A 22,163-nucleotide genomic window follows, 5' to 3' on the forward strand; every position below is an offset into this window, starting at 1 on the left:
ACGCGTAAGAAAATCCTGTTCTACTGAATAAAATTGCTGTCAAAATCGACAATCAAGTCGTCTGACAGCGTTTCAAGGGCTTCATGCAATACGTTAATGTCCGCCGTTGGTGGGACAGTTAAATAAAAATCTGCGGTGAAAATTTGCCCGCCCGTATTGGCGGCACTTTGCGTTTGGGTGTTGAGTTTGTTGATGGTGACGCCATGAGCGGCGAGCAGTTGGCTGAGCGTTTGAACGATGCCACGCCTGTCGTTGCCTGTCACCGACAAGGTATGGGTGATCGGAGACGGCGAAGCGGGTGTCGCATCGGCGATCAGCAGCTGCAAGCCATCGAGCGCGCGTAACGAATGAACCAAGGCATCAGCGTACGTGTCTGATACCGAAATGTGAATGATACCGGCAAATTGCCCTGCTAGCTGACTGAGCCGACTGGCTTGCCAGTTGCCATGATGGCTGAACACTGTGTGTGATATCTGATCAACCAGGCCTGCGCGATCTGGGCCGACTAAGGTGATAACAAAGTGCTTCATGCGTGATCCTTACGGCGATTGTTCGGACAATTATTGAGGTCAGTCAAGGTGATGTCTATGCTGCGAGAGGCTAAACTCACGAAAGTGTGCCCAATATCAACTTGGGCAAGCCTAAAGCCCGTTTGTTGCATATTTATTGCGTGGCAACCAAGTCACTAGGCGTGAATGACCGCGCGCGATACACTAAAGGAAAGCGCCGCAACGCGTTGATCCTTACGGGCTATGACAGGATACCGCTGTCACAAAATTGTCATTGTAATGACATACAATGCAGTGCTTGCTCAATAAAAAGAGGCACGAATGACCCACTCTTCACCATCATTAACGGATACCCGACCGGCGCGGCGGTTTAAAGATAAACTGACTCGCCAAACGGTACGTCTTGGTGGCGTGATGGTATTAGTGACCCTGCTGCTTCTTTTCTTCTACTTACTCACAGTGGTGGTACCGCTTTTTCACCAAGCGAGTGTCAGCTTGAGTGAGCGTTTTAGCGTAGCCACTCCCGGCGTGCCTCAATACATTGGCGCCGATACGCGCAATCAGTTGGCGTATGGCTTGGATGATCGAGGTGTGTTAACCGTTGTCAAGCGCCCGTCATGGTCTGGGACGCCCGCAGCCAGCGCCGTGCCACGCGCGCAAACGGTATTACAGCAGCCGTTATCCAGCATGGATAAGCCTGCGATAAGCCGCGTCGAAGCATCTACGCCGTTTTTGGCGGTAGAAAAGACACCAGGGCGCGTGGCTGTTTGGCAATTACGCTTTCGTACACAATATCAAGCTGACGCTTCAGTGGTCCCTCAATTGTCCACTATGCCGGCCTTTGGTCGTGAGTTGATAGTGGACGCGAGCGCGCAGCCGCTTAACCAGCTTACCGTGGCGGTGCCGGATAGTTTACATGGTCAAACCATCCCGCCAGTGCTGGCTGCCGTAACCCAGGATAACCGCCTGGTTGTCTATCGGGGTACGCAAAAAAGCACGGTGCCCCTTTCACAAGCCGTTGACCATATTGCGTTATCAGGAGACGGGCAGCGCTTGTTTGTCCATCAACAAAATCGCTTAACGATTTGGCGCTTAAAGGGAAACGATCTAGCCTTGCGCGAAACGGTCAATCTCGACAATGTCGTCACCAGTCCGGTCACGAAAATGGCGATGCTAGCCGGGGGGCGCTCTTTGCTCCTTCAGCACCAAGACGGCACAGTGACACAATGGTTCGATGTGGTGAAAAATGGCGAGCCGTCGTTAACCGAAGTACGCGCGTTTTCGCCGGGAGAGGGCGTGGCGCGTCTTGCACCAGAGCGTCACCGCAAAAGCATGGCGACGGTGGATGAAACCGGACGACTCAGCCTAGTGCATGCCACCAGTAAAAAGGTGCGCCATTTCGATGCTCAGTTTACCGCGCTGCCTGATGCTTTGGCGTTTACGCCTCGCGCAAACGGGCTGATTGCTGTGGTTGACAGTCAATGGCAATGGTTGACTGTTGACAACCCTCACCCAGAGGTGAGTATTCACTCGCTATGGCAGAAAGTGTGGTATGAAGGGTATCCGTCTCCCCAATATGTGTGGCAATCGACCTCTGCGGATGACAGCTTTGAAGCAAAACTGAGCGTGGTTCCGGTGATCTTTGGAACCTTAAAAGTCGCCTTGGTTTCTTTAATTTTCGCAGTGCCGATGGCGATAGGGGCAGCCATATACACGGCTTACTTTATGTCATCTGGCTTACGGCGTTGGGTGAAGCCGACGGTGGAAACAATTGAAGCGTTACCCACCGTCATTATCGGCTTTTTGGCCGGCTTGTGGCTGGCACCTTGGGTTGAATCGCACATTGCTAGCGTCTTCTTGCTGCTCTTGCTCATCCCTATTGTTTTGCTCGGGCTAAGCGGGGTGTGGCGCATGATCCCAAGGTATGTGCGACGCCGCTTACCTGATAACGCACAAATTGTGGTCATCATTCCGGCCTTATTGCTGGTGGGCGTATTCGCCGCGTATCTGGGGCCATGGGTAGAGCAGCTGTGGTTAGGGGGGGATGCACGCCAATTTATCACACATGAGCTTGGCATCGGCTATGACCAGCGCAATGCGTTGGTCGTGGGTATCGCGATGGGCTTTGCGGTGGTCCCAACCATTTTCTCGATGGCCGAAGATGCGATTTTTTCGGTGCCTCCACACCTTAAAAACGGTGCCTTGGCCTTAGGGGCAACACACTGGCAAACCTTGACCCGGGTGGTGTTGCTTACCGCGAGCCCAGGTATTTTTTCTGCTGTGATGATGGGTTTTGGGCGCGCGGTGGGTGAAACCATGATCGTGCTGATGGCTACTGGCAATACGCCGATCATGGATTGGAATTTGCTTGAAGGGCTACGTACCTTATCGGCCAATATCGCGGTAGAAATGCCGGAGTCTGAAGTGGGTAGCTCCCATTATCGGGTGCTGTTTTTAACCGCTTTTATTCTTTTTGTCTTCACGTTTGTCTTTAACACATTGGCAGAGCTGATCCGTCAGCGTTTGCGTGACAAATACAGCAACCTTTAACCGAGACGAGAATGCGCATGCGTCCATGGATAAAATCTGGCACTCCTTGGGTTTGGATGACGGCCGGTATGGTCAGTGTCAGTCTGATCGCGATTCTCGGAGTGCTGTTATTGCTCGGTTATCGAGGCTTAGGCTACTTCTGGCCGACACCAGTTACCAGCTTTGAAGTGAAGAGTGAGCAGGGAGTAGAAACCGTGGTCGGGCAAATATACCGAACCGATCAGGTTGATGCGACGCAGCTCAAAGATGCCGGTGTTGTATTGCCAGCCTATCGCCAGCCCAGCTACCAACGTTTGGTGGTAAAAACCGGTAACCGTGAGCAAGAAGGGATCGATTTTCGTCAATTGCTGGCGTTTCAGATAAAAAGTCAGCACACACCCGTTGAAATGGCGATGATCGAGCGAAATGAAAATGGCATGTTTTATGGTAAGCCTCAAGCATACGTCGACGCCGGCGGCCACCAACATGCATTAGTGCTGTCTGAACTTTATCAACGCCTGGAAGATATAGCGGCGCGTCGAGAGGTGATCAATGACATCGAGCAAGTACACCTAGCGAGCGTTAACTATCAGCTGGAGCAGCTGCGGCTGGAGGAAAAGTCCCTCTCATTAGATAGCCAGCTAAACACGGCAGACAAAAAACGAATTGATAAGCGTCGTTCTCAGCTGCTATCGCAGTATCATCAGCTAGAGAAAAAACTTAAACAGTTGCGAGAAAAACAACAAACAGGCGCGCTGGTTGTTGAAGATAGCCACGGTGACACCGTGGCGTTGCCACTGCAAAATGTGATTAATGTTTGGTATCCCAACGCCATGAGTGCGGTTGAGAAGCTTGAATTTTGGGGATACCAGGTCGCGGCCTTCTTATCGGAACCACCACGAGACAGTAATGCCGCGGGGGGCGTTTTTCCCGCGATTTTTGGCACCGTTTTCTTGGTGCTGTTGATGTCAGTGATTGTCACCCCGTTAGGGGTGCTTGCCGCGGTATACCTTCACGAATACGCGCCGAAAACGGCATTTACGCGTATTATTCGCATTGCTGTGGTTAACCTCGCCGGGGTGCCGTCAATTGTTTACGGGGTGTTCGGGCTAGGCTTTTTTGTCTACTTTATCGGTGGCACCATTGATGAGCTGTTTTATCAAGCGGCTCAGCCTGCCCCTGTCTTTGGTACGCCAGGCATTCTCTGGTCGGCATTGACATTAGCGATCCTCACTTTACCTGTGGTGATAGTGTCTACAGAAGAAGGGCTGGCTCGGATCCCGACCAGTGTCCGCCATGGTGCCTTTGCCCTTGGCGCCACCCAATCAGAAATGCTCTGGCGGGTGGTTCTGCCGATGGCCAGTCCTGCGATGATGACAGGGTTGATTTTAGCGGTCGCTCGTGCAGCCGGAGAAGTGGCGCCCTTAATGTTGGTGGGAGTGGTTAAGGTCGCTCCCTCTTTGCCAGTGGATGGTAACTTCCCGTTTTTGCACTTAGAGCGGAAGTTCATGCATCTGGGCTACCATATTTATGATGTCGGCTTTCAAAGCGCGCACATCGAAACGGCGCGTCCTTTGGTATACGCCACGTCGTTTTTGCTTGTGTCTGTGATCGTGGCGCTCAATTTGTCCGCGATTGGTATTCGTCATTACTTGCGTGAAAAGTATCGCGCATTGGAATTATAACGATAAGGATCCCGCTCGATGTTTTCGATAACGCCACCCATAGGTGTCACGCCTAGCTTAGACTTGGGGAATTTGCCTGACGAGCAAACCGCGTTAGCTATTCGGGATCTCAACCTTTACTACGGGTCGACCCAAGCGTTGTTTGATATCAGTATGCGTATTCCCAAAGGGAAAGTCACTGCGTTTATCGGACCGTCTGGGTGCGGTAAATCAACATTGCTACGTTGTATTAATCGGATGAATGACTTGGTGGATGGTTGCCGTGTTCGAGGCGGGATCACCCTGCACGGGCAAAATATCTATCATCGCGACATGGATGTGCCAGCATTACGCCGCCAAGTGGGGATGGTGTTCCAGCGTCCTAACCCTTTCCCCAAATCTGTCTATGAAAACGTGATCTTTGGACTGCGTTTACAAGGGATCAATGATCCCAGAACACTCGATGATGCCGTCGAGCGTTCATTGCGTGGCGCGGCATTATGGGATGAGGTGAAAGATCGCCTCAATGACAATGCGTTTGGGTTGTCCAGTGGGCAACAGCAACGGCTGGTGATCGCGCGGGCGATCGCGATTGAACCTGAAGTTTTGCTGCTTGATGAGCCATCGTCAGCGTTGGATCCCATCTCAACCTTGACCATTGAAGAGCTGATTAATGACTTAAAGAATCAATACACAGTGGTGGTTGTTACCCATAATATGCAACAAGCGGCGCGGGTCTCGGATCAAACGGCGTTTATTAATATGGGGCGCTTGGTGGAATACGCGGATACCGATACCTTGTTTACCACACCACAAAACAAACAAACCGAAGACTACATCACCGGGCGCTACGGATAAGGAGCAGGCCTTGGATAACCACAATATTAGCCGTCATATTTCTGGTCAGTTTAACGCAGAGCTTGAAGCCATTCGCACCCACGTACTGGCAATGGGCGGCTTGGTTGAGCGTCAGCTAACCGATGCGCTGCGCGCCATGCACAATCAAGATGTGGAGCTCGCGCGCCATGTTATTCGTGAAGATCACAAAGTGAATGGCATGGAAGTGGCGATTGATGAGGCATGTACACGCATCATTGCTAAACGTCAGCCCACCGCGAGCGATCTGCGGCTGGTGATGGCTATCATTAAGACCATCACTGATCTTGAGCGAATTGGTGATGTTGCTGACAGTATCGCTAAAATGGCGCTCGACAACTCGAGCTATTCTCAGCAGCCGTTTTTGGTATCACTCGAAGCCTTGGGTCAGCGCGCCGCTAAAATGCTGCACGATGTGTTAGACGCCTTTGCGCGCATGGATATTGATGCGGCAATGAAAGTCTATCGTAAAGATGACTCGTTGGACCGTGAATACGAGGGGATTTTGCGTCAGCTGATGACCTACATGATGGAAGATCCACGCTCGATTCCCAATGTGCTGAAAGTGATGTGGTCGGCCCGAGCCATTGAGCGAGTGGGCGATCGCTGTCAGAATATTTGTGAATACATCATCTATTTTGTCAAAGGCAAAGACGTTCGCCACATTCAAAAAGAGGAGCTGGAAAAGCTCCTCAAATAATCGCTACTTGTCATTTAACCAGTCACTAACGGCGTCTGGGACAAAGCTCTGGTCATGCAAAGGCATACGCACGTAACCTTCCTTATTGATTTCTGGCAGGGTTACTGCGGGGTAGTCAATTTCTTGGTAAGGGATTTGTGAGAGTAAGTGGGCGATACAATTGAGCCGAGCGTGTTTTTTGTTATCGGCTTCCACCACCCACCAAGGGCTTTCTTTGGTGTCGGTGTAGGCAAACATGCGGTCTTTGGCTTCACTGTATTGCACCCAACGACTACGAGACTCGAGATCCATTGGGCTGAATTTCCACCGCTTTATTGGGGTGTTAATCCGCTCCGCGAAGCGCTTTTCTTGCTCCTCGTCTGATACCGAGAACCAGTATTTTATTAAGATGATCCCGGAGCGGATCAACATACGCTCTAGCTCGGGACAGGTGCGAAGAAACTCTTCATATTCTTCATCGCTGCAAAAGTTCATGACTCGCTCGACACCGGCGCGGTTATACCAACTGCGGTCAAACAAGACAATTTCACCACCGGCGGGCAGGTGCTCAATGTAACGTTGAAAATACCACTGCGTGCGTTCGCGCTCTGTGGGCTTGTCTAGCGCGACGACTCGACAAACACGCGGATTGAGCTTTTCGGTGATCCGTTTAATCACGCCGCCTTTACCGGCGGCATCGCGCCCTTCAAAAATGACCACCACTTTCAACTGCTCTTGCTTGACCCATTCTTGCAGCTTGACCAACTCAGTTTGTAATTCGGCTAGCTTTTTTTCGTAGTGTTTTTTGCTGATTTTTTGTGTTTTTTTATCCGACAAAGCCGATCTCCTTTTACCACAGCGATGGGGTTACGGTAGAAAACTCACTTTTCGGATGCAATGGATTCAAGCAGCGAAAGCGTATATCACTTCAAAAGACTAGAGCGGGTCACATTGCCATGTTGTCTGATCACGACATTACACCGAGGTTTAAAAACGATTGGCAATGGCTTTGACCAGACGAACGCTTGCCGGATCGGTGATCGGATAACGGGCATCGTCCCCATCGCCCATCGATGCATGTGAGTTTGACTGCATGAAGCTTACTTGCTCGGTGCGTGCCGACAAGTGGATTTCACGTGCGCCGGTGGTCGTTAAAATCGCTTGTGCATTGTCGGGGGTCACGCCTGCGCCTGGCATGATGGTCAATGATGTATGGCGTGTGGCGTCTACCCACTGTTTGAGTGCCTCTTTGCCTTGTAAAGCGTTCGCCGCCTGCCCAGAGGTAAGAATCCGTTCAATCGCTGGGCGGGCAAGGATTGCGTCGAGCGCCGCGTGAGGATCTTGGCAATGATCGAATGCGCGGTGGAACGTCACGCCCATTCCCTTTGCTCGGGCAAGCATGGCGTCTATCGCCGGTAGGTCGAGCTGACCGTTTGGCGTGAGTGCGCCGATCACCACGCCTGCACACCCGGCTTGGCGGGCGTTGGCAATATCCTGCAGCATCACTTCTATTTCTTCACTGGCATAGACGAAGTCGCCTTCTCGCGGCCGGATAATCGCATAAATAGGGATTCGTGCTTTTTGAGCGGCTTGTTGCATATAGCCATCACTCGGGGTTAAGCCACCGAGGCGCAGTGCGCTGCACAGTTCGATCCGATCTGCGCCAGCGTGTTCGGCCAGCGATAATGAACGGATACTATCAATACAAACTTCAACCAAGACAGACATACCACCCCTTTGACGAAACGCACCGTGTCAGCATAGCTAAAACTATTGTGACAGGGTGAGGGGAAAACGCCTAGTGTTAGTTGGAAAGGGTTTGTTGGGAGAGAATCAGCCGATACGGTGAGGCGAGCAGATACAAAAAGGGCCCGGTTTGCCGGGCCTCATTATTGTCTCACATTATCCAGTGCGGGGCACTTGACCTTATTACAGGTCGTCAGTGTGCTCAGACAGGTATGCAGCAACACCTTCAGGAGATTCTGCCATACCCGCTTTACCTTCTTCCCACTGTGCAGGGCAAACTTCACCGTTTTTCTCGTGGAAGTTCAGTGCGTCAACCATGCGTAGCATTTCGTCGATGTTACGGCCTAGTGGTAGGTCGTTAACAACTTGGTGACGAACAACGCCTTCCTCGTCGATGAGGAAAGAACCACGGAAGGCAACGCCAGCCTCTGGGTGCTCAACGTCGTATGCTTTACAGATTTCGTGCTTAACGTCAGCAACCAGTGGGTATTTCACTGCGCCGATACCGCCGTCTTCGACAGCCGTTTTACGCCACGCGTTGTGTGAGAACTGAGAGTCGATAGACACACCGATAACCTCAACGCCTTTAGCTTGGAAGTCGCTCAGGCGCTTATCGAATGCGATCAGCTCTGATGGGCACACGAAAGTGAAGTCGAGTGGGTAGAAAAAGACAACCGCTTTTTTGCCTTTGGTGAACTCTTTCAGGTTGAAGTTATCAACGATTTCGCCATTGCCTAGTACGGCAGCGGCAGTAAAATCTGGTGCTTGACGACCTACGAGTACCATATCTCAGCTCCTAGTTTAAATGTTTTCCTGATAATCAGGTTCCTATATAAGCGAGACAAACTATAGCGAACTTGTTAGATTGAAAAAAGTGGAATTAATAGATTGTAATAATCGAAAAATACGATTGTTTAAAATATGACTGTATGAGCAAATATCCTTCTTTAAAGCAGCTACACTATCTGGTTGCCCTTTCCGAAACACGGCATTTTGGCGAAGCAGCCAAATTGTGTTTTGTCAGCCAGTCTACGTTGAGCGCGGGGATCCAAAACCTCGAGGATCTGATTGGTGCTCAGCTCATTGAGCGTGACAATAAAACCTTGGTACTCACAGGCATGGGCGAAGAGGTGGTGCGCCGAAGCCGAGAAATTCTAGCACGCAGCCAGGATTTGATGGAGCTAACGCAAGTTAAATCAGACCCTATGCACGGCAAAGTCCGGCTGGGTTGCATCCCCACCATTGCGCCTTTCTTGTTGTGTGATGTGGTTCAGCAGGTCAATCAACACTATCCCAATCTAGATTTGCTATTGCGCGAGGATACGACGGCGAACTTACTCACCGCGCTAAAACACGGCGAAATGGATATCCTCATCCTGGCTTTACCCATGGATATTGGCACCATGACTCGCCGCGTGGTGGGGCGGGATCCATTTAAAATGGTGATGAGCCAAAAGCAAGCTGCGCAGCTTGAGTTACCGATTGATTATGACGCCCTCCCCGATGAGTCTGTCTTCTTGCTTGAACGAGAACACTGCCTCACCGACCACGCGGTGTCTGCCTGTCAAATGACGGCCTCGCAGAAGATTAATCCTTTCATGGCGACTAGCTTACACACCTTGGTGCAAATGGTGGCCAACGGCAATGGTGTGACCTTTATACCGCAAATGGCCATTGATCATGGCTTGATTGATAACCTCGACGTGCATTTAGAAACGCCGCCGGGGGAAGCGGCCTACCGTGATATCGGAGTGGTCTGGCGTCCTTCTTCGAGTCGGATTGATACGTTCAACAAGCTCGCTGATCTGGTCGCAGAGCTACTTTCCCCAATAGCTAAGGAACAAAGAGACCCAAATGAGTGATTTAAACTGGTTTATCTACTTTATCTCAGCATTATCATCTATTTTAACCTTGCCAAAAAGACGCTGAAGCCGTTGGATTATTATCACGAAAAAAGCAGCATCTAGGGGAGCGGCTTTTTGCTTTTTTTCCTAAGAGATTGAAATTATTTTTGTTTTTTACTTTTTCACGAGAAGGTGAAGTGCGCGATATGTAATTTATTTACGTAACTGATTACAAGGTGGTGACAAAATTATGATCCCAGTAGCAGTGTTATATCATTCTGCTGATAGGCATAAAAAAGCACATTCGAGCTTATGCTCTAATTTTTTAAATGGTTGTTTATGTAGAATTTTTTTGTCTTGGTCTCGCCGTTTCGTTTTGACCTTTGGTTGATTTTTACGCGAATGTAAGCCAACGTAATAACTCAAGCGCTGCACGAGAGCCCAAGAGCGTGTAGTGAAAAGAGTGTTGTGATTGGATTACAAATGATAAGCCAGGGAGGCGATATGACGGAAGCGTGCTCAACCTTACGCGAATCGTTGCTGATTAACGAGACAGTCACCGAAGAGCAGGCAGAAATCTTAACCGAGGATGCATTGTGCTTTTTAGCCAGCCTCGCTGAGCGGTATGCGGCGCGTATCCCTACGCTTTTGGCAGCGCGTGAAGCACGTCAACAACGCATTGATGCGGGAGCGCTGCCTGACTTTCTACCGGAGACGCAATCGATTCGCCAAAGCGACTGGACCATCCGTGGCATTCCCAAGGATTTACAAGATCGGCGGCTAGAAATTACCGGACCGGTAGACCGGAAGATGGTAATCAATGCACTTAACGCCAACGTGAAAGTTTTCATGGCGGATTTTGAAGACTCCTTTTCGCCAGCATGGCCGCAAGTGGTTGAAGGCCAGCGTAATTTGCGCGACGCCGTCAATGGCACCATCAGTTATCAGCACCCAGAAACCGGCAAGCGCTACCAGCTGAATGACAACCCTGCGCGTCTTATCTGCCGTGTGCGTGGCTTGCACCTGACCGAAAAACACGTGATGTGGCAAGGTAAGCCGATTCCCGGGGCTTTGTTCGACTTCGCCCTGTACTTTTTCCATAACTACCGTCGTTTACTCGAGACGGGATCGGGGCCTTATTTCTACCTACCTAAGTTACAGGCTTATCAGGAAGCAGCATGGTGGAGCGAGGTGTTTTCCTTTGCCGAAGACGAGTTTGGTCTGAGCCGCGGCACCATTAAGGCAACTGTGCTGATTGAAACCCTGCCTGCCGTGTTTGAGATGGATGAGATCCTGTATCACCTCCGTGACCATATCGTCGCCCTTAACTGCGGCCGCTGGGATTATATCTTTAGCTATATCAAAACGCTGCGCAATCACCCGGATCGTGTGTTGCCTGATCGCCAAGTGGTGACCATGGATAAGCCTTTTCTTAACGCTTACTCGCGTCTGCTGGTCAAAACCTGCCATAAGCGTGGTGCGTTGGCGATGGGCGGTATGGCTGCCTTTATTCCCAGCAAAGACCCGGCTGAAAATCAGCAGGTACTGGACAAAATTGAAAAGGATAAAACCTTAGAAGCTGATAACGGTCACGATGGCACCTGGATTGCGCACCCAGGCCTGGCAGACACGGCTAAAGCGATTTTTGACCGCGCACTTGGCGATAAGCCAAATCAGCTAGCGGTCACCCGCGAGCAAGACGCTGAGACCACGGCGGCTGGCTTGCTAGCGCCTTGCGAGGGTGAACGCACTGAGGCCGGTATGCGACATAATATCCGTGTCGCGGTGCAGTACATTGAAGCGTGGATATCGGGTAACGGCTGTGTGCCTATCTATGGCCTGATGGAAGATGCGGCTACAGCTGAAATCTCACGTGCGTCGATTTGGCAATGGATTAAACATCAGAAACCACTGAGCAATGGCAAGGTGGTGACCAAGGAGCTCTTCACACAGTACCTTGGTGAGGAAATGACGGTGCTGGAAAAAGAGCTGGGGGCAGCGCGCTTTGCGCAAGGCCAATACCAGCAGGCCGCCACCTTGATGGCTGAGCTCACGACCAGTGATGAGCTGGTTAACTTCTTAACCTTGCCAGGTTATGAATACCTGCCGTAATGGGCATGGAAGCACAATAACAAACATGGAATGACAGTAAGGGGCTGGTAAAGCCCTACTAACAAAGAGGAATGGAACATGACTTTGACTCGCCAACAACAAATCGCTGAACTGGAAAAGGATTGGGCGGAAAACCCGCGTTGGAAACAGGTTAAGCGCCCCTATACGGCTGAAGAAGTGGTCAACATGCGTGGCTCGTTTGTGCCGGAGAATACGATCGCCAAGCGTGGTGCTGCCAAGCTATGGGATTTGGTCAACGGCAGTGCGAAAAAAGGCTACGTGAACTGCTTGGGCGCGTTGACAGGCGGTCAAGCGGTACAGCAAGCCAAAGCGGGTATTGAGGCGGTTTATCTATCCGGTTGGCAGGTGGCGGCGGATAACAATACCGCCTCAAGCATGTATCCAGACCAATCACTGTATCCGGTCGACTCTGTTCCCGCTGTCGTTAAGCGCATTAACAATGCCTTTCGCCGCGCCGACCAGATTCAGTGGTCAAAAGGCAGTTCGCCAGAGGAGGGCACGGATTACTTCTTGCCGATTGTGGCCGATGCCGAAGCAGGCTTTGGTGGCGTGCTTAACGCCTACGAGCTGATGCGCAACATGATTGAGGCTGGCGCGGCAGGCGTGCACTTTGAAGACCAGCTCGCGTCAGTGAAAAAATGTGGCCACATGGGCGGAAAAGTATTGGTGCCAACCCAAGAGGCGGTACAAAAATTGGTGGCGGCGCGCTTAGCCGCGGATGTGGCGGGCACCGATACGCTGGTGATTGCGCGTACTGATGCCAACGCCGCGGATCTATTGACCTCAGATTGCGACCCATACGACAAGGACTTCATCGTTGGTGAGCGCACAGCCGAAGGCTTTTATCGCGTGCGCCCTGGGATTGAGCAAGCCATTTCGCGTGGCCTAGCCTATGCGCCGTATGCCGATTTGATTTGGTGCGAGACCGCGAAACCGGACTTGGAAGAAGCACGACAGTTTGCTGAAGCTATTCATGCTCAGTACCCAGACCAGCTTCTGGCTTATAACTGTTCACCGTCTTTCAATTGGGAGAAAAACCTGGATGCAGAGACGATCGCACGCTTCCAGCAAGAGCTGTCAGACATGGGCTACAAGTACCAGTTCATTACCTTAGCGGGTATTCATAACATGTGGTACAACATGTTCGACTTGGCGCATGCTTATGCGCAAGGTGAGGGCATGCGTCACTATGTTGAAAAGGTTCAGCGCCCCGAGTTCGCTGCCGCTGAGCATGGCTATACCTTTGTCGCACACCAACAAGAGGTGGGCACCGGGTATTTTGATCAAATGACCAATATTATCCAAGGTGGCCAGTCATCGGTGACGGCATTGACGGGCTCGACGGAAGAAGATCAGTTCTAGTCAGGCGATACCCGTTATCAACCTCATAAAAAGGGAGTTTCGCACTCCCTTTTTTAATTTACTCGCCTTCTTCAACCGGTTCACTTTCTTCTTGGATCTCGAGTAGTGTCGACGCGATGGCGACAAAATCACTGTCGGTGATGATCCCAACTAAACGTTGGTGTTTCACTACCGGCAAACAGCCTATTTTACGCTCTAACATGGTTAGCGCTGCCGCTCGTAAGGATGCGCCAGGATCGACCGTGACCAGTTGTCGCTCGATAAAGTGTGATAGGGGAGTATGGATCTGGTGATCGCCATTGGTGGTCTTGCCCAGTGATGAGGCTTGCGCTGATAGCACATCTCTTTGTGTGACCAGTCCTAACAAACGCTCATCATCATCCACAATAGGGAGATGGCGGAAGCGCTCGGCGCGCATTAAACGGTGGGCATCGTCAAGTGTGTGGTCAGGGCTAAGCGTATGTGGATGCCGGGTCATCATATCATCAACAACAAACATGGCACCTCCTTGTCGTCAGTACACAGGGTTACTTTTACTGTAGTGCAGTTGTGCTGGGTTAGACGTGATATGCATCAAGATAACGACGTGCATCGAGGCAAACGTGGAGCCCAAGGGTACCAGTGTAAACCATGCCTGAATCAAGCTTACAGCTTGCTTGATCTTCACGGTGGGCTACCTATACTAGCGGCCTGCTTTTTATCTAGGCAAAGGTCATGCAATTATCCGATTTTCACTTTGAACTCCCCGATGAGTTGATTGCGCGCTATCCGCAACCGGATCGCAGCGCGAGCCGCTTGCTCTCGCTCGATGGCACCAGCGGCGAGGTGGTACATCGTCAGTTTAAAGACATCCTCGAGCTGGTTGAGCCGGGTGATCTGATGGTGTTCAACAATACGCGCGTGATCCCGGCGCGTGTGTATGGGCGCAAAGCCTCAGGCGGAAAAATTGAGGTGCTAGTGGAGCGTGTGCTCGACGAGCAGCGCTTCCTTGCTCATGTGCGTGCCTCTAAAGCTCCGAAACCCGGGGCTGAGCTTTTCCTCGGCGATGAGGAGCAAGTCGCGGCTCAGATGGTGGCACGCCATGATGCTCTGTTCGAAATCCAGCTAAACAGCGATAAAGGCGTGGTAGATACGCTTAACGACATCGGTCATATGCCGTTGCCGCCATACATCGACCGCCCTGATGAGGACAGTGATAAAGAGCGCTATCAGACGGTGTATGGCGAGAAGCCAGGAGCGGTGGCAGCGCCCACCGCGGGGCTACACTTTGATGATGCCGTCATGGCAGCGCTTAAAGAAAAAGGCGTTAATATCGCCTTTGTTACCCTGCATGTCGGTGCGGGCACATTCCAGCCGGTTCGGGTCGACAACATTGAAGAGCACACCATGCATGCTGAGTATGCTGAAGTGCCGCAAGAGGTGGTCGATGCGGTCAATCAAACACGAGCACAAGGTAAGCGGGTGATTGCGGTGGGAACCACCTCGGTGCGTTCACTGGAAAGTGCGGCACAGGCGGCCAAGCAAAAAGGTGAGCCACTGTCCCCGTTTTTTAATGACACCCAGATTTTTATCTATCCAGGGTATGAATGGCAGCTAGTGGATGTATTGGTGACCAACTTCCACTTGCCGGAATCCACCTTGATTATGTTGGTCAGTGCCTTTGCCGGTTACCAACACACCATGGCGGCTTATCGTGCCGCGGTTGAAGAGCGCTATCGCTTTTTCAGCTATGGCGATGCCATGTTTATTACCCGTCAGCACAACTGACGACAGAATGAGGACACGGGCTCTCATGCCTGTGTGCGCTATGCTTGCGGCAGGGTCAATCTGTTAGCATAAGACACACGCCAGACTGTTTCTCTGGCACTGAGGAGGATTCGTGGAATACGAACTGAAAAAAACCGACGGACGCGCTCGCCGTGGCCGCTTAATTTTTGAACGCGGCACGGTAGAAACCCCGGCTTTTATGCCGGTAGGCACCTATGGCACCGTTAAAGGGATGACGCCTGAAGAAGTGAAAGGGACGGGGGCGGAGATCCTATTAGGGAACACCTTCCATCTATGGCTACGCCCAGGTCAGGAAATTATGCGACTGCACGGGGATTTGCATGACTTTATGCAGTGGCATGGCCCTATTTTGACCGACTCAGGCGGTTTCCAAGTGTTCAGTTTGGGCGATATCCGCAAAATCACCGAAGAAGGGGTGCACTTTCGCAACCCAGTGAACGGTGATCGCATCTTTATGGACGCGGAAAAATCGATGGAAATCCAATATGACTTGGGTTCAGACATCGTGATGATTTTTGATGAGTGTACGCCGTATCCTGCGACACACGCCGAAGCGAAAAAGTCGATGGAAATGTCATTGCGCTGGGCAAAACGTAGCCGCCATCATTTCGACAAACTAGGTAACAAAAATGCCTTGTTTGGGATTGTACAAGGCGGTGTTTACGAAGACTTGCGTGATGTGTCGGTAGAAGGCCTTACCGAGATCGGTTTTGATGGGTATGCCGTCGGCGGACTCGCGGTCGGGGAACCCAAAGAAGACATGCACCGCATCTTGGAGCACACTTGCCCGCAGCTGCCAGAAGATAAGCCCCGCTATCTGATGGGCGTAGGAAAACCTGAAGATTTGGTCGAAGGTGTTCGTCGCGGCGTCGACATGTTTGATTGCGTGATGCCGACACGCAACGCACGTAATGGCCACTTGTTTATTACTGGCGGTGTGATCAAGATCCGTAATGCGAAACATAAAAGTGATACCTCGCCTTTGGATCCTGAGTGTGACTGTTACACTTGCCGCCACTACAGCCGTGCTTACCTCTACCATTTAGACCGCTGTAATGAGATCCTAGGCGCGCGACTCAATACTATCCACAACTTGCGCTACTATCAGCGTGTAATGGAAGGTTTGCGTAACGCGATTGACGAAGGTAGATTAGATGCCTTTGTAGCGGATTTCTACGCGCGTCGTGGCAAGGAAGTGCCGCCGCTCGACTAATTTCGAATTCAACAACTAGAACGAGGACGTGATTGAATGTTTATCTCACAAGCTCACGCAGCCGCTGAAGCCGGACCACAAGGTGGCGGAATGCAGCTTTTTATCATGCTTGGTCTCTTTGCGGTGATTTTTTACTTTATGATCTACCGCCCGCAATCTAAGCGTGTCAAAGAGCACAAAAACCTGATGGCATCTATGAGCAAAGGGGACGAAGTGCTAACTGGGGGTGGTTTAGTGGGTAAGATCACTCAAATCGCTGAAGACAATGACTTTATTGTGATTGCGCTCAACGATAATAACGAAGTAACCATCAAAAAAGACTTCGTGACGGCAGTACTGCCGAAAGGTACTATCCAGTCTCTCTAATTCTCGCAACCATAAAGGATGCATGCTGTGCTAAACCGTTATCCTTTGTGGAAGTACATCATGGTGCTAATAACACTGGTTATTGGCATCGTGTATGCACTTCCCAATTTATACGGTGAAGATCCAGCAGTACAAATTTCCGGGGCGCGTGGCGCCTCGGTAGATATGACTGCGTTGGACTCCATCAAACAGACCCTCGAATCGAACGACCTTTCCTACCAATCCATTGCGCTCGAAGACGGTACCGTCTTAGCCCGCTTTAAAGACACGGAAGCACAAATCGGCGCCCGTGATGCCTTGATGTCGCGTTTCGACAGTGATGATTATGTGGTCGCCTTAAACTTAGCGCCTGCAACGCCATCGTGGCTGGATACGCTGGGGGCCACCCCGATGAAGCTTGGCCTCGACCTACGTGGCGGCGTGCACTTCCTGATGGAAGTGGACATGGATGCAGCATTAGAAAAGCTGATCACCCAACAAGAAGATAGCTTCCGCACAGACTTACGTGAAGCACGTATTCGTTATCGTGGCTTGCGTGTAGAAGATAATACCCGTGTCGTGGTAAATCTGCGTACTGCCGAAGACACCAATAAAGCGCTAGAGCTGCTCTCGAACAACTACCTCGACATGAACTTTTCTGTCGATGAAGATGAAGGGCGATTAGCCGCGGTGTACAAAGAAGAGCGACTCAAAGAGATTCGTAATTACGCGGTGGCGCAAAACATTACCATTCTGCGTAATCGTGTTAATGAGCTGGGTGTGGCCGAGCCTTTGGTTCAACGCCAAGGTGCAAGCCGTATTGTGGTTGAGCTTCCTGGCGTGCAGGATACAGCGCGAGCAAAAGAAATCCTTGGCGCGACCGCGACCTTGGAATTCCGCGAAGTGGATCAAGACGCTGACCTATCTGCCGCCATGGCGGGTCGTGTACCGCCAGGCAGTGAGCTGATGCGTACCCGTGATGGCCGTCCCGCCGTGCTGAAAAAGCGCGTCATTTTGACCGGCTCACACATTACTGACGCCAGCTCGTCACGCGACGAATACAGCCGTCCTCAAGTTAATATCTCGCTCGACAGCGAGGGCGGTGACAAAATGGCCGACTTCAGTAAGCGCAATATTGGTGAGCTGATGGCGACGGTATTCGCCGAATACAAAGACAGCGGCGAGCGTGATGAAGACGGCAAAGTGATCTTGGAAAAACACGAAGAAGTGATTAACCAAGCCACGATCCAGTCCGCTTTGGGACGTAACTTCCGTATTACCGGTATCGACTCTGCCGCTGAAGCTCACAACTTGGCGCTACTGCTGCGTGCGGGGGCCTTGATTGCGCCTATCTCGATTGTTGAAGAGCGCACCATTGGTCCATCAATGGGTCAGCAAAATATCAACATGGGTGTGCAAGCCTGTATCTGGGGCTTGGTGGCGGTGATGATCTTCACCTTGATTTACTATCGTCGCTTTGGTGTTTTTGCCAACTGTGCCTTGCTCGCCAATATCATATTGATCATCGGTATTATGTCTCTGATCCCAGGGGCGACCATGACATTGCCTGGTATTGCCGGTATCGTCTTGACAGTGGGGATGGCGGTCGACGCCAACGTGCTGATTTTTGAACGTATTCGTGAAGAAATTCACGAAGGCCGTAATCCTCAACATGCAATCGACCGTGGCTATTCTAACGCGTTTAGTACCATCGCCGATGCCAATATCACCACGCTGATCACCGCAATCATCTTGTTTGCTGTGGGAACGGGCGCGATAAAAGGCTTCGCGGTGACACTGTCGATCGGTATTTTGACCTCGATGTTTACCGCCATCATTGGTACGCGTGCACTGGTTAACCTGGTGTACGGTGGTAAGCGCGTCAAGAAACTGTCGATTTAAGGGAGTCCAAGCATGTTTCAAATATTTAAACCGGACATGTCGATCAACTTTATGCGTTGGTCTAAATTGGCCTTCGTGTTGTCCATCGCCATGATTGCCGCGTCTGTGGTGACCCTATCCACTAAGTGGTTAAACTGGGGGCTCGACTTTACCGGCGGTACCTTGATAGAAGTGGGCTTTGAACAGCCCGCTGACTTACCGCAGATTCGTGAGTCACTGGCGGCTGACGGTTTCGATGATGCCGTGGTACAAAACTTCGGTAGTGCCACTGATGTGATGGTGCGCCTGCGTCCGCGTGATGACATGGAAGGTGAGAACCTCGGTAACGAGGTGCTCAATGCCATCAAAGCAGGTACGGGTGACCAGGTAGAAATGCGCCGCATCGAGTTTGTCGGCCCGAACGTGGGTGACGAGCTGACCGAAGCGGGTGGGTTGGCGATTATTATTGCGCTGGTCTGTATCCTGATCTACGTGTCGTTCCGTTTCGAGTGGCGCTTGGCGGCTGGCGCGGTGATGGCACTGGCGCACGATGTGATCATTACCTTGGGGATTTTCTCCTTGTTCCAAGTCGAAGTGGACTTGACCATCGTCGCTGCGTTGCTGACGGTGGTGGGGTACTCGTTGAACGATACCATCGTGGTGTTCGACCGTATTCGTGAAAACTTCCGTAAGCTGCGTAAAGGTGAGTCAGATGAAATCATTAATGCGTCTGTCTCTCAGACCCTCAGCCGAACCACCATTACCTCGGGCACGACTTTGTTTGTGGTGATTGCACTGTTCACCTTGGGTGGAACCATGATCCACGGCTTTGCGATGGCCTTGCTGATTGGTATCACCGTGGGTACCTACTCTTCAATCTACGTGGCGTCTGCTCTGGCATTGAAGCTGGGTATTGCGCGTGAGCACCTGTTGGTGCCAGAAGTGGAAAAAGAAGGGCAAGAGTTTGACGCGATGCCTTGATGCGCTCGCCCCGCGTCTGTTGCGGGGCGAATTGCACACTCGGTGTGCGTCGCAGCCAGTATGGCACTCAGTGTTAAAGAGACAGCCGATGATTTGACGGCATAAAAAAAGCGACGCTCACCGAGCGTCGCTTTTTTATACCCAGAGGGAAGCATTATTTTTTCATCGACTCAGGGGCGTTCTCGCGCACTTTGGCCAGCATGCCTTTTACGACGCGTGGTGCACCGCTTACCACGTTACCGCTACGCATGTAGTCGGTTCCGCCGTTAAAGTCGGTACAAATTGCCCCCGCTTCGCGGGCAATCAATTCACCCGCCGCGATATCCCACGGTTTAAGACCAAGTTCAAAAAAGCCATCAACACGGCCAGCGGCGACATAGCAAAGATCGAGCGCGGCAGAGCCAGTGCGACGGAAGTCAGCACAATCGACAAACAACGCGCCTACAACCGCCATAAAGCCTTCAGCATGTTGCTTAGCTTTGAAAGGGAAGCCCGTTGCTAGGATGGTGCCGTCCAGCTCTTTGGCACTACCGGTACGAATACGCTTGTTGTTGAGTTGCGCGCCAGAACCACGTTGTGCGGTGAATAGCTCATTACGGATAGGGTCGTAAACGCAGCCGATCTCAGTGCGGCCTTTAATGCGCACCGCGATAGACACGCTGAAGTGCGGAAAGTCGTTAACGAAGTTGGTGGTGCCATCCAGTGGGTCGATGATCCATTGATAGTCGCTATCTTTCCCTTCAGCCACGCCTGACTCTTCGCCAACGATGGTGTGGTCTGGGTAGGACTTTTTGATGATGTCGATGATGATTTGTTCCGCACCTTTATCGACGTTAGTGACAAAGTCATTGCTGCCTTTTTGTGCGGTTTCGATGTTGTCTCTGTTTTCTGCAGATTTAGCGATAAAATCGCCAGCCTTCCGTGCAGCACGGACGGCGATGTTTAGCATCGGATGCATACGGTTTTCCCAACGGATGTTAAAGAACGAAAGCGGGGCGGAGTATAACAGAGCCACAGCAAAAGGAAAGTGGGTATTTTTTGACCGCGGCCATGTCCGTGAAGCGACGCGACACGCTTAGCTGAGAAGTATTATCGATTGCACTGTGATAAACTGCGCAGATCTGACAGACACCTGCTCGCCCCACCAAGGGTGCACAGCGTAAGAGACGAAAACAACATCATGCTAGATCAAATCCGCGTCGTATTGGTGGGAACCTCCCATTCCGGAAATATTGGCTCAGCCGCGAGGGCAATGAAAGTCATGGGGCTTAGCAATATGACCCTCGTCGCGCCTGACTGTGACGTGGATGGCCAAGCCATTGCGTTAGCAGCTGGTGCCAGTGATATCGCCAACAATGCGCGGGTGGTCGAGACCTTAGAAGAGGCAGTGGCAGACTGTGGTCTTGTGGTGGGAACCAGTGCCAGAAGCCGGACACTTGAGTGGCCGATGCTGGATGCGCGCGAATGCGGTAAAAAGGCCGTGGAAGAAGCCAGTACTCACCCGGTGGCTATTGTCTTTGGTCGCGAGCGGACAGGCTTGACCAATGAAGAGCTACAGACCTGCCATTATCATGTGTCGATTCCGTCCAACCCCGACTACAGCTCGCTAAACCTCGCGATGGCGGTACAAACCCTGTGCTATGAAATGCGCGTCGCTTGGTTAGACAGCCAAGCCTATCAAGGTCCCACGCTTGAACAAACCTACCCGTTAAATGAAGAGCTTGCACGGTTTTATCAGCACCTAGAAACCGTACTGACCAAAACCGGATTTATTCGTACTCAGCATCCCGGGATGGTAATGACCAAGTTACGCCGGCTCTTTAACCGCGCGCGACTCGAGAGCCAAGAGTTAAATATTTTACGGGGGGTGCTGTCATCTATCGAAAAAGTGACCCAACAAGCGGCATCGAGCGAGCAAAATACCGATAATCATCGCGCTTAGTGATCCTTTCAACCGAGCATGCGTAACTTAGGGTGAAAACCTGACAAAAATACTCAGGTAAATACTTGACCAAATCACTCAGGTATGTAATTATCTGAGCATCTATTCACCACAGGTAGCGTGTTATGAGATTGACTTCGAAAGGCCGTTATGCGGTTACCGCCATGCTCGATGTGGCGCTTCATGCCGAGCAGGGTCCTGTACCACTGGCGGACATCTCTGAGCGTCAAGGCATTTCCCTGTCTTATCTTGAGCAACTTTTTTCACGGCTCCGCAAGTCGGGCTTAGTCAGCAGTGTACGAGGCCCTGGTGGCGGATACCGTCTTGGCATTGAAGCTAATGATATTGCCGTGGGTGCGGTGATCGCAGCTGTTGACGAATCTGTCGATGCGACCAAGTGCCAAGGTAAAGCGGATTGCCAAGGCGGCACCCGTTGTTTAACACATACTCTGTGGCACGACTTAAGTGCCCGAATTAGCGGATTTTTAAACGACATCACGCTCGGTGAGCTGATGCATGATAATGAAGTGAAGCAAGTAGCAGATCGTCAGGACGCTAAACTGGATGCCTCATTGGCGCCCAGAAATACATTTAGCTCGAAGGTCAAACAAAATAGCGCCACCATAGGCGTGAACGTTCGCTCCTGATGACCAATGTCGGTGTAATTGGAG

The 22,163-nt window shown here is 51.4% G+C and carries 20 protein-coding genes; 14 read left to right on the plus strand and 6 right to left on the minus strand.

The window, feature by feature from the left end; all coding sequences use genetic code 11:
* Positions 1–20: 20 nt before the first annotated feature.
* A complete protein-coding gene (locus BZG13_RS01685) occupies positions 21–530 on the minus strand; it encodes a glycine cleavage system protein R (protein ID WP_069363272.1) in 510 nt (169 codons plus the stop codon).
* Positions 531–830: 300 nt separating this feature from the next.
* Here BZG13_RS01685 and BZG13_RS01690 point away from each other — a divergent pair, with 300 nt between their 5' ends.
* The 4 genes from BZG13_RS01690 to phoU are packed head-to-tail and all read left to right on the plus strand — an operon-like array spanning position 831 to position 6,278.
* A complete protein-coding gene (locus BZG13_RS01690; RefSeq protein ID WP_077484538.1) occupies positions 831–3,059 on the plus strand; it encodes an ABC transporter permease subunit in 2,229 nt (742 codons plus the stop codon).
* Positions 3,060–3,076: 17 nt separating this feature from the next.
* Positions 3,077–4,723 carry a phosphate ABC transporter permease PstA gene (pstA, locus tag BZG13_RS01695; protein ID WP_077484880.1) on the plus strand — a complete coding sequence of 549 codons (1,647 nt, stop codon included), beginning with the start codon at positions 3,077–3,079 and terminating at the stop codon, positions 4,721–4,723.
* A gap of 18 nt (positions 4,724–4,741) precedes the next feature.
* Positions 4,742–5,560: a phosphate ABC transporter ATP-binding protein PstB gene (gene pstB / locus BZG13_RS01700; RefSeq protein WP_077484540.1), complete on the plus strand. Its 819-nt coding sequence runs from the start codon at positions 4,742–4,744 to the stop codon at positions 5,558–5,560.
* 10 nt (positions 5,561–5,570) lie between these two features.
* A complete protein-coding gene (gene phoU, locus BZG13_RS01705) occupies positions 5,571–6,278 on the plus strand; it encodes a phosphate signaling complex protein PhoU (protein ID WP_046075027.1) in 708 nt (235 codons plus the stop codon).
* 3 nt (positions 6,279–6,281) lie between these two features.
* Here the strand turns inward: phoU and ppk2 are convergent, their stop codons facing one another.
* The 3 genes from ppk2 to BZG13_RS01720 all read right to left on the minus strand — a co-directional run bounded on the left by ppk2 (position 6,282) and on the right by BZG13_RS01720 (position 8,789).
* Complete coding sequence (gene ppk2 / locus BZG13_RS01710) at positions 6,282–7,094, minus strand: polyphosphate kinase 2 (RefSeq protein ID WP_077458513.1); 813 nt, start codon at positions 7,092–7,094, stop codon at positions 6,282–6,284.
* A gap of 150 nt (positions 7,095–7,244) precedes the next feature.
* A complete protein-coding gene (locus tag BZG13_RS01715; protein ID WP_077484542.1) occupies positions 7,245–7,985 on the minus strand; it encodes a copper homeostasis protein CutC in 741 nt (246 codons plus the stop codon).
* A gap of 201 nt (positions 7,986–8,186) precedes the next feature.
* Complete coding sequence (locus BZG13_RS01720) at positions 8,187–8,789, minus strand: peroxiredoxin C (RefSeq protein WP_069363267.1); 603 nt, start codon at positions 8,787–8,789, stop codon at positions 8,187–8,189.
* A 143-nt stretch (positions 8,790–8,932) separates the two neighbouring features.
* On the opposite strand from BZG13_RS01720, the gene BZG13_RS01725 reads away from it, so the two are divergent.
* The 3 genes from BZG13_RS01725 to aceA all read left to right on the plus strand — a co-directional run bounded on the left by BZG13_RS01725 (position 8,933) and on the right by aceA (position 13,342).
* Complete coding sequence (locus tag BZG13_RS01725) at positions 8,933–9,865, plus strand: hydrogen peroxide-inducible genes activator (RefSeq protein WP_077484544.1); 933 nt, start codon at positions 8,933–8,935, stop codon at positions 9,863–9,865.
* 486 nt (positions 9,866–10,351) lie between these two features.
* Positions 10,352–11,959: a malate synthase A gene (aceB, locus tag BZG13_RS01730; protein ID WP_077484546.1), complete on the plus strand. Its 1,608-nt coding sequence runs from the start codon at positions 10,352–10,354 to the stop codon at positions 11,957–11,959.
* Between the two features lie 78 nt (positions 11,960–12,037).
* Complete coding sequence (gene aceA / locus BZG13_RS01735) at positions 12,038–13,342, plus strand: isocitrate lyase (protein ID WP_069363264.1); 1,305 nt, start codon at positions 12,038–12,040, stop codon at positions 13,340–13,342.
* A 58-nt stretch (positions 13,343–13,400) separates the two neighbouring features.
* Here the strand turns inward: aceA and BZG13_RS01740 are convergent, their stop codons facing one another.
* On the minus strand, positions 13,401–13,841 hold the full coding sequence (locus tag BZG13_RS01740; RefSeq protein WP_077484548.1) for a CBS domain-containing protein: 441 nt from the start codon (positions 13,839–13,841) through the stop codon (positions 13,401–13,403).
* A gap of 215 nt (positions 13,842–14,056) precedes the next feature.
* On the opposite strand from BZG13_RS01740, the gene queA reads away from it, so the two are divergent.
* From queA to secF, 5 genes are all read left to right on the plus strand, one after another.
* Positions 14,057–15,109, plus strand: coding sequence for a tRNA preQ1(34) S-adenosylmethionine ribosyltransferase-isomerase QueA (queA, locus tag BZG13_RS01745; RefSeq protein ID WP_077484550.1), 1,053 nt, complete (start codon positions 14,057–14,059; stop codon positions 15,107–15,109).
* Between the two features lie 112 nt (positions 15,110–15,221).
* Positions 15,222–16,343 carry a tRNA guanosine(34) transglycosylase Tgt gene (gene tgt, locus BZG13_RS01750; RefSeq protein ID WP_077484552.1) on the plus strand — a complete coding sequence of 374 codons (1,122 nt, stop codon included), beginning with the start codon at positions 15,222–15,224 and terminating at the stop codon, positions 16,341–16,343.
* 36 nt (positions 16,344–16,379) lie between these two features.
* Positions 16,380–16,709 (plus strand): preprotein translocase subunit YajC, encoded by a 330-nt coding sequence (gene yajC / locus BZG13_RS01755; RefSeq protein ID WP_021022912.1) that lies wholly within the window; start codon positions 16,380–16,382, stop codon positions 16,707–16,709.
* A 27-nt stretch (positions 16,710–16,736) separates the two neighbouring features.
* Positions 16,737–18,590, plus strand: a complete 1,854-nt coding sequence (gene secD, locus BZG13_RS01760; protein WP_077484554.1) for a protein translocase subunit SecD — start codon at positions 16,737–16,739, stop codon at positions 18,588–18,590.
* Positions 18,591–18,602: 12 nt separating this feature from the next.
* Positions 18,603–19,550, plus strand: a complete 948-nt coding sequence (secF, locus tag BZG13_RS01765) for a protein translocase subunit SecF (protein WP_069363259.1) — start codon at positions 18,603–18,605, stop codon at positions 19,548–19,550.
* A 154-nt stretch (positions 19,551–19,704) separates the two neighbouring features.
* Here secF and suhB read toward each other — a convergent pair whose 3' ends face one another.
* Complete coding sequence (gene suhB, locus BZG13_RS01770) at positions 19,705–20,508, minus strand: inositol-1-monophosphatase (RefSeq protein WP_077484556.1); 804 nt, start codon at positions 20,506–20,508, stop codon at positions 19,705–19,707.
* 222 nt (positions 20,509–20,730) lie between these two features.
* Between suhB and trmJ the strand changes: the two genes are divergently transcribed.
* On the plus strand, positions 20,731–21,492 hold the full coding sequence (gene trmJ, locus BZG13_RS01775) for a tRNA (cytosine(32)/uridine(32)-2'-O)-methyltransferase TrmJ (RefSeq protein ID WP_077484558.1): 762 nt from the start codon (positions 20,731–20,733) through the stop codon (positions 21,490–21,492).
* 125 nt (positions 21,493–21,617) lie between these two features.
* Positions 21,618–22,139, plus strand: a complete 522-nt coding sequence (iscR, locus tag BZG13_RS01780; protein WP_077484560.1) for a Fe-S cluster assembly transcriptional regulator IscR — start codon at positions 21,618–21,620, stop codon at positions 22,137–22,139.
* The last annotated feature ends 24 nt before the right edge of the window (positions 22,140–22,163 follow it).

Origin of the sequence: Salinivibrio sp. ML323, from assembly GCF_001995745.1 — a bacterium.
GTDB lineage: Bacteria > Pseudomonadota > Gammaproteobacteria > Enterobacterales > Vibrionaceae > Salinivibrio > Salinivibrio kushneri.